This window comes from Methylobacterium sp. WL116 (assembly GCF_008039455.1).
GTDB lineage: Bacteria > Pseudomonadota > Alphaproteobacteria > Rhizobiales > Beijerinckiaceae > Methylobacterium.
In genome coordinates this window covers 1-7649 of record NZ_VRUV01000209.1, presented here as the reverse complement: position 1 = coordinate 7649, position 7649 = coordinate 1, and the positions used below count along the sequence as shown (strand labels likewise).

The following is a 7649-nucleotide window of genomic DNA, read 5'->3' as shown; positions in this document are numbered from 1 at the left end:
CATGGACGGTGCGCGAACAGAACCGCCTACTCTCCCTCTGCTTCGGGCTTCCCTAAGCGAACAAAGCATGAAAGCAGGACGGCAGAGGTCATTCCGCGCCTCAGATCCGAGTTTGCGACACGCCCGTCAGATGGGCGCGAACATCTGGGTTGTCCGCAGCAAGGCCGGCACCAACAAGCTTGCTGAAGCCTCGATACTGACCCCTTCGGTGCCAATCACGAGGTCTGGTGCGTCTGGCGCTTCGTAGGGGGCAGAAATCCCCGTAAAGTTTGGAATCTCGCCGGCCCGCGCCCTGTCGTACAGGCCCTTCGGGTCGCGCGCCTCGCACACCGCCAGTGAGGTGTCGATGAAGACCTCCAGGAACGGGATGTCGCCCGCGATCTGCCGCGCCGTCGCGCGCTCGGCGCGGAACGGCGAGATCAGCGACACGATCACCACCAGCCCCGCCTCGGCCATCAGGCGCGCGGTCTCGGCCGCCCGCCGGATGTTCTCGGCGCGGTCGGCCGCGGTGAACCCGAGGTCGCGGTTGAGGCCGTGGCGCAGGTTGTCGCCGTCGAGCACCATGGCGTGCCGCCCCGCCTCGGTGAGCGAGCGGTCGACGGCGTTGGCGATGCTCGACTTGCCCGCCCCCGACAGCCCGGTGAACCAGGCGATCGCCGGGCGCTGGCTCAGGCTGCGCCAGCGCGTCTCGCGGGGCTGAAGGGTCTGCCAAACGATATTTAGGGCATGATGGGAGGTCGTATCTGACATCACGATGCTGTCCTGGCTGCACACCTGCGAGTGAAGCTATCACCGATACGTGATCTTGAGCGTTGCGTAACTACACCACAGATTGCCAAACATTCACGACGCAACCGGTCACGCTATCAAGATCACCGTCCGCACCATCCCGCACCAAAAGTTCTCGATGCGGTCGGGATTGGTGTAAAGGGCGGACCAATTCCAGGCCGCTGTGGCGGAGTAAAACCAGGCCAGTGGCGGCCGGCAGCTTGAACGATGAAGGGGCCCGATCGGGCCCCTTCATCGTTTATCGCCGATCCTGAGGCTCAAGCTGGCAGGATCTCGCCCGTCTCGGGATCGTGGGGATCGATGGTGGCCTGGTTTTGCTCCACCCTGCCATCGCCGCAGCCGCGTCGGCTGCGGGAGGCCTCGAGGCGGTAGCTGTCGGCGTTCAGGCTGAGGATGCTGACGTGGTGAGTCAGCCGATCGAGCAGCGCGCCGGTGAGCCGCTCCGAGCCCAGGACCAAGGTCCAATCCTCGAACGGCAGGTTCGAGGTCACCACGGTCGAGCCACGCTCGTAACGCTGGGAGAAGACCTCGAACAGCAACTCGGCTCCTGTGGCCGACAGCGGCACGTAGCCGAGTTCGTCGACGATCAGGAGCTTCACCGAAGCCAGTTCGCGCTGTAGCCGGAGCAGGCGGCGCTCGTTGCGTGCCTCCAGGAGCTGGTTGACCAGAGAGGCCGCGGTGGTGAACGCGACCGAGAAGCCCTTCTGGCAAGCTGCCAGGCCGAGAGCCAAGGCGATGTGGGTCTTGCCGGTGCCGGAGTTGCCGAGTGCGATGACGTTCTCTCGGCCAAGGATGTAGCCGCAGCGCGCCAGTTCCAGCACGAGCATCTTGTTCAGGCTCGGGATCGCGGTGAAGTCGAAGGTGTCGAGGCGCTTCACCGCCGGGAAGCGTGCCGACCGGATCCGGCGTTCGACCATGCGCCGTTCGCGATCGATCAGTTCCAGCTCGACGAGCCGCAGCAGGTAGCGCGGGTGGTCGATGCCGCCCTGGGCGCACTCCCGGGCGACCTTGTCGTACTCGCGCAGCACCGTGGGCAGCTTCAGCTGCTTGGGGTGGTGGGCGAGCAGGATCCCCGGCGTGCCGCCGGTGGTGCCGCCCGGCATCGTCTCGTCACGTGCCGCGCTCATGCTGCCACCTCCGGCACCAATACCGTGTAGTCGGCGGCCGCGGTCGTCCTCACCGTCATCCTCGGCAGATGCGGGTAGGCCGCCAGGACGAGCCGGGGCGGTCGTCGTTCCAGCCGGGCCAGCGCGATCAGCTTGACCGCGTCGAAGCCGATCGCACTGAGGCGGATCGCGTCGGTGACGGCCGAGGCCACGACGTCCTTGGGCATCGCCTCCATCAGGCGCAGCACCTGGATGAACTCCCGCTTGCCGCGGTTACCCATGCGCGCCTCCAGGAGGTGGCGTAGGTGCTGGAACGCCTCGGGCAGATCCCAGCCCTGGAGCGCGGCCGCTTGGTCGAGAGCGTTCGGTTTGATCTCGATCAGCGCGAGGTAATGCAGCGGGTCGGACACGAACACGCCCGTGCCGTAGCTGCGCTCATGCCGCGCGATCTCGATGCTGCCGCATAGGATAACGACCTCCTCGACGAAGCCCTTCACCAGCACGTCCCGGAAGCCGTAGGCGGTCGGCACCGAGTAGTCGTTGCAGCGGTAGCGAACCAGCGCGGTCGAGGAGACCCGCCCACCCCGCTTCTCGCACGGTTCCAGCGGGACCGCCGGCAGGGCACGCAGGACGGCACGATCGGCGACCAAGCGCGTGCCGATGCTCTCAGCATGCTGTCCGGCCCGCTCATCCTGCCGGGTCCGGCAGCGGCGCTCCAGATCCGCGTTCAGCGCCTCGAAGGAGGCAGCCTCCGGGGCCGGGGTCATGAAGTTGGATCGGGCGTACTTGACCAGCCCCTCGACCTTGCCCTTGTCGTTGCCCCTGCCGGGACGTCCGAAGCGATCTCGGAACAGGTAGTGGCTCACCAGCTCGGTGAAGGCACGGGTACGTTCGCGCTGGCCTCCGCCGCAGATCTTGGCCACCGCGATCCTAGTGTTGTCGTAGAGAATCGACAGCGGCACGCCGGCGAAGAAATCGAAGGCGGCGACGTGCCCGTCGAGGAACGCCTCGGTGGTCTCCCGCGGATACGCCTTCACGAAGCAGGCGTCGGAATGCGGCAGGTCCATGCAGAAGAAGTGGATCGCCCTGTTCACGCCGCCGATGGTGGCGATCGCTTCGCCGAAGTCGACCTGCGCGTGGCCCGGCGGGTGCGCCAACGGCACGAAGGTCTCCCTCCCGCTCACGCGTGCGATCCGGACGTGGTCCTTCACCACCGTGTAGCCGCCGCCGTAGCCGTGCTCGTCGCGCAGACGCTCGAAGATCCGCTTGGCCGTGTGACGCTGCTTGACGGGTGCGATCCGGTCCGCCTCCAGGATCGCATCGATCACCGGCAGCAGCGGCCCCAGCTCGGCTTCGCGATCGGCTTCGAGCGCGTGTAGCCCGGTGGCAGTGAGAACCGGCACATCTTGGCAATCGTCTCGCGATTGAGCCCGAATACCCGGGCTGCCTCGCGACGAGAGTGGCCGTCGATGAAAACGAACTGCCGAACGGCCGCGTAGACTTCCACGGCAAACATCCTGGGCCCCTCCCGAAAGAGAAGCCTCTCCACTGGCCGGCTTTTACCCCGCCCGCATCAGCACGTCGCCGACGCTCCAGTGGATGGTTTTGTCACGGCCCTACACAAGCAGAGCTGGCGTCAGGAAAACACCGGACGTCGAGCCCATGACCCTCGTGTATTCCTGATCGCCGTCGCGCGAGGCGAAGCATCATTCGACGCGGGCCCCGCCTGTTGTCGTCGTCACGAGCGATGCGAAGTCACCGTTCCGCCCGCTCGCCTTCACCGAGGATGCCTCGACGGGTGTGCCGCCTCCCGGATGGGAGGCGGTTGGTCAAGTTCGTTGACCCGTTAGTAACCGAGCCGGGGCAGGGTGCCCTCAAGCCGGGCTCAGGACCGGTTCCGCTGGTGAGATGAACGACGCACTCGTCACCCCGTGATCAGATCGGGGGACGGGCCTGCCTCGCTTACGGTCCTCACACTTGTTTCAACTCAATGGCAAGCGGCTACCTAGCGCGCTTGGCGCTCCAGCTCCCGCTGCAACTGACGATGCCGCCGGTGGTGTGTCACGTCCCGCTGCCGCTGCCCTTGGGGTCGAGGGTCCCGGCGATCGGCACCCTGTTCGAGCCCTTGATGATCGTGGCCTGCACGGCTCCGGACTGCGAGACGCTGCCATCGACATCGATCTCGTCGTCTGGGAATGAGGCGGCGCTGTCCTTGATCTGCACCTGATAGCTTGTGCTCGCCGGGCATGGGCCATCCTTGGTGACCGCTGTGATGCTCCACGAGCCATCGAACTTGTCGGGTACCTGGACCTTCCTCCTGGCTGCCTCGGCGGGCACGAGAAGGGCTGCGACCACGCCAGCGGTAAGGATGGAAACGAGGGTGCGAGGCATGAAGCCGCTTTCGCGCTTGAGCGGTCGAAGCCGCCGGGACGCTATGGATACGGTTGGGGCGCCTGAACGGTTTCCGAACCGCCTTTCTTTGGCGGCTTACGGCATCAGCTCGATAGGGCTGCCTCGTTGATCGTTGGACGACACATTTAGACGATCCCGCATCTCCTTGCCGACCTTGAAGACAAGCACGTTCTTGGCTGGGATCGCGACCTTTGCTCCGGTCTTCGGAATGCGCCCATTTCGCCCTTGCCGCTGCTGGGCCGAAAACGATCCGAACCCGCGGATCTCTACACGGTCGCTTGCCACCAGAGCGTCTGCAATGCGGTCGAGGATGGCATCGACCACCGCTTGGCATTCCCGCCCGTAGAGATGCGGATTCTGAGCGACGAGGCGTAGGACGAGGTCAGACCGAATCATGGCGCCGGAATGAGGTTGCCGGCGGTGCCTGGCAAGCCTCGAATGGGCTCTTACCGTTGACTTAACCGGGCGCCCCGGCCGACATGCCAAGTCCGGCCTGTGCGCGCCCTATGGTGAGTCGTGTGCCGGCATCAGGAGATCGAAGCCGCGAGATAGACCCTGAAAAGCCAACAGCCCCTTCCCGGCAAGGAAGAGGCTGCTGAAAACCCAGAGGCCGTGTGAGGGCCGAGTCACTTCCCCTCACAAGCCACATGCTCCCGGTGGGAGTCAAGACGGAACGTGTTTCCGTCAACGGGGAGGCTTTGCCTGGACCCTAGCCGCGGCCCGTGAGGGACCGGGTTCGATGGACTACGCCTATGAGATCCGCCGACAGGCGGAGGCGGCTCCGCGCGCCGCGTTGCCGGCCGTCGCGTCTGCGATGTGGAAGGCGTTCGGGGAGGGGTACCTGTCGGAGGCCGAGACAGAGACGCTAGCCGGGCTGATCGAGGCGCGGCAGTTACCCGAGCATCCCACGGACTTGCACGAGCATCCCACAGGAAGGCCCAGGAGCCGCGCCGGCTCCCGCCCCCGCAACGGATGCCTCGATGGAGCGCCGACGCCGCTGGGCCGCATCTGGGCGGCTTCCCCCGGGCCTCGCGGCACGGTTCACCCTGGCGGAGCAGGCGGTGCTCTCTCTCGTCGCCGCCGAGACCGCCCGCCGGGGCGATTGCCGCCTCGCAGTCGGGCACCTCGCCGCGATCGTCGGCGTGGCCGAGACGACGGTGCGCAACGCCATCCGAGAGGCCCGTAAGCTCGGGATGGTGTCGGTCGAGGAACGGCGGGTGACGGGCTTCCGCAACGACACCAACGTGGTCCGCATCGTCTCAGCCGAGTGGACGGCCTGGCTGCGGCTAGCCCGGAAGGGGGGCCTCCCCATTTTTGGGAAGCCCCCTCTGCCCGCGACCTCGGCGAAAGGGGGAGGGTGCAAATCCGCGAAGCGCACGCCTACTCATAGTTCCTTCCCTGTGAATTCAGGGTCTCGGAACCGTCAAAAAGGCTGCCGACAAGCAGCGGGCGACCCGGCCGGCAAAGCGCTTCCTGGAATCCTTGAGGCGGGTAGAGCCGGCCGAGTCATGCAGTAGCCGCAGGCGGGTGTTCGGCAGAGCGGACGCGGTGACAATAAGGTCGAGATGAGCGACGAGAGAAGGACTGAGGTCCACTGATTAGCCAGCCTCAATGTGGGCTGAATCGGATGACGAAGTGTCCGGTGAGTAAGCTGGACAAACAGGGCGGAGCGAAACGATGACGAGGGGAAGCGTAGCAGGCAAGGTGCGAGACTGGGCAGCTTCAGCGCGGAACCTGACGCTCGGCCGGACTGAAGCCGTCACGACGTTTCCCGTATCCCGGCCTGGTGCGCAAATTGTCCTCGATGCCGACATCCCGGTAGACATCGGTTGCATCAAGGTATTCCGTTCGGAAAACTTCCCCGAATCCGGCCCGTTGCCCTGGCTCGATCTGCCCGATGCCATGGAGTTAATCGAGCGGCGCCTCGGCTGGGGCGAGCTGACCCCGGAGCAGGCCGAGATGTGCCGGTTTTGGGCCGAGAACGGGTACTACGTCGCCCGCGGCGCGGTCGATCCCGACACGATCGACGCCGCTTGGGGCGCCTATGAGGCCGTCATCGCGCAAGGCGAGATCACGCTCGCACCGGAGAAGGCAACCGACGACGACCCCCATCCCGGTCGCTACCTTAACCCACACCTCAAAGTCGAGCAGCTCGACACGCTGCTATAACACCCGGTGCTGTTCAATTTCAGCAGCATGGTGCTGGGGCGCCGAGCGATCCCGTTCCAGACCATCGCCTCCCACAAGGGGAGCCAGCAATCCGAGCACTCGAACTCGATCCACATGACGACCTACCCGCTCGGCTACCTCGCCGCCTGCTGGGTCGCGATGGAGGACATCCACGAGGATGCCGGTCCGCTGGTCTACTATCCCGGCAGCCATCGACTGCCTTACGTGTTCAGCCACGATGTCGGCATCTCAACTGACGATTTTCGCGACAGGGGCTACGCAGCCTATGCCGAGCGCTACGAGCCGGCGATCAAACAGTCCATCGCCGAGCACGGCATCCCGCCCCAGCGCTTCATCGCGCGTAAGGGCGACGTGCTGTTCTGGCATGCGAACCTTCTGCACGGGGGCTCACCGCGCAACGACATCACCCGGTCGCGCAAGGCGCTCGTGCACCATTACTTCGCCGAAGGCTGCGTCTGCTACCACGACCTCTCGGCAACCACGTCCGCGGTGCATGGCGCGGTGGAGAGCCTACCGACTTGCGGCGCATCTAGCCCCGACATCAAGCGGCGCAGCCAGATCGTCCGATCCTGACAAGCTAAAAGCCGTGCCGAGTGCAGGCCAGTTCCCTGCACCGTGCCCGTGACGCCTTGGGTCGGGTGGTCGTGTGAAGGTCGGCGGCGCGGGGAACAGGAACCGCCGACGCCGGCTTATGGCCTGCTCGAATTGCGAATTTTGAGAAGGTGGCCCTGCATGAGGGAACAAAGCAGGGCCACCGCAGCGGATCGGGGGGATCAGCCGGCTGCGTATGCAGCGTGGACCAGAATGCGCCAGACAGATTGCTGAAGGATGAGCGACGAGACGACGGCTCTGGTCCTGGCGCTCGCTACCGAGAACGCGGAACTGCGTGCAGCCCTCACCGAGGCGCAGGAACTTCTGATCGAGACTGCCATCGATGCCGGTGAGATGCATGAAGAGATCGAGGCGCTTCGGACTAACCGAGCTGCTTAGAGTCCGTCCGATAAGTCATGACGCTCGGCCGAGCTTTCGGACGAGGATCATGACGGCGGCGGCGTAGAGGAAGGCTTGGGCCGAGGCGAGGGTCGCCTCCGGGTCTTTCCAAAGGCGGCGGTTGCGGCTGATCCAGCCGAAGAAGCGTTCGACCACCCATCG

At 65.4% G+C, this 7649-nt stretch carries 7 protein-coding genes and 3 pseudogenes; 4 read left to right on the top strand and 6 right to left on the bottom strand.

Annotation, left to right across the window (positions count from 1 at the left end; all coding sequences use genetic code 11):
* Positions 1–126: 126 nt before the first annotated feature.
* The 5 genes and pseudogenes from cysC to FV223_RS15450 all read right to left on the bottom strand — a co-directional run bounded on the left by cysC (position 127) and on the right by FV223_RS15450 (position 4703).
* On the bottom strand, positions 127–750 hold the full coding sequence (gene cysC / locus FV223_RS15470) for an adenylyl-sulfate kinase (RefSeq protein WP_147727871.1): 624 nt from the start codon (positions 748–750) through the stop codon (positions 127–129).
* Between the two features lie 296 nt (positions 751–1046).
* The gene (istB, locus tag FV223_RS15465; RefSeq protein ID WP_147727870.1) at positions 1047–1916 is read right to left on the bottom strand and encodes an IS21-like element ISMex8 family helper ATPase IstB; all 870 of its coding nucleotides are present in this window, start codon (positions 1914–1916) and stop codon (positions 1047–1049) included.
* Positions 1913–3411 (bottom strand): annotated as a pseudogene (istA, locus tag FV223_RS15460) (IS21-like element ISMex8 family transposase). The gene istB and the pseudogene istA overlap by 4 nt, the downstream one beginning before the upstream one ends.
* 545 nt (positions 3412–3956) lie before the next feature.
* On the bottom strand, positions 3957–4286 hold the full coding sequence (locus FV223_RS15455; RefSeq protein ID WP_147727869.1) for a heme utilization protein: 330 nt from the start codon (positions 4284–4286) through the stop codon (positions 3957–3959).
* 96 nt (positions 4287–4382) lie between these two features.
* Positions 4383–4703 carry an HU family DNA-binding protein gene (locus FV223_RS15450; protein WP_147727868.1) on the bottom strand — a complete coding sequence of 107 codons (321 nt, stop codon included), beginning with the start codon at positions 4701–4703 and terminating at the stop codon, positions 4383–4385.
* A 343-nt stretch (positions 4704–5046) separates the two neighbouring features.
* Here FV223_RS15450 and FV223_RS31840 point away from each other — a divergent pair.
* The 4 genes and pseudogenes from FV223_RS31840 to FV223_RS30475 all read left to right on the top strand — a co-directional run bounded on the left by FV223_RS31840 (position 5047) and on the right by FV223_RS30475 (position 7487).
* A pseudogene (locus FV223_RS31840) lies at positions 5047–5824 on the top strand (helix-turn-helix domain-containing protein).
* A 160-nt stretch (positions 5825–5984) separates the two neighbouring features.
* The gene (locus tag FV223_RS31835; RefSeq protein WP_246689696.1) at positions 5985–6476 is read left to right on the top strand and encodes a hypothetical protein; all 492 of its coding nucleotides are present in this window, start codon (positions 5985–5987) and stop codon (positions 6474–6476) included.
* A 6-nt stretch (positions 6477–6482) separates the two neighbouring features.
* Complete coding sequence (locus FV223_RS31830; RefSeq protein WP_246689695.1) at positions 6483–7070, top strand: phytanoyl-CoA dioxygenase family protein; 588 nt, start codon at positions 6483–6485, stop codon at positions 7068–7070.
* A 255-nt stretch (positions 7071–7325) separates the two neighbouring features.
* Positions 7326–7487, top strand: coding sequence for a hypothetical protein (locus FV223_RS30475; protein ID WP_187276153.1), 162 nt, complete (start codon positions 7326–7328; stop codon positions 7485–7487).
* A 15-nt stretch (positions 7488–7502) separates the two neighbouring features.
* On the opposite strand, the pseudogene FV223_RS15435 reads toward FV223_RS30475, so the two are convergent.
* Positions 7503–7649: pseudogene (locus tag FV223_RS15435) on the bottom strand (IS5/IS1182 family transposase); the annotation flags it as partial.

What these genes read in the sequence shown, in the direction of transcription:
- cysC (WP_147727871.1), bottom strand. Translation starts at nt 750, where the DNA reads ATGTCAGATACGACCTCCCATCATGCCCTAAATATCGTTTGGCAGACC.
- FV223_RS15455 (WP_147727869.1), bottom strand. Translation starts at nt 4,286, where the DNA reads ATGCCTCGCACCCTCGTTTCCATCCTTACCGCTGGCGTGGTCGCAGCC.
- FV223_RS30475 (WP_187276153.1), top strand. Translation starts at nt 7,326, where the DNA reads ATGAGCGACGAGACGACGGCTCTGGTCCTGGCGCTCGCTACCGAGAAC.
- istB (WP_147727870.1), bottom strand. Translation starts at nt 1,916, where the DNA reads ATGAGCGCGGCACGTGACGAGACGATGCCGGGCGGCACCACCGGCGGC.
- FV223_RS15450 (WP_147727868.1), bottom strand. Translation starts at nt 4,703, where the DNA reads ATGATTCGGTCTGACCTCGTCCTACGCCTCGTCGCTCAGAATCCGCAT.
- FV223_RS31835 (WP_246689696.1), top strand. Translation starts at nt 5,985, where the DNA reads ATGACGAGGGGAAGCGTAGCAGGCAAGGTGCGAGACTGGGCAGCTTCA.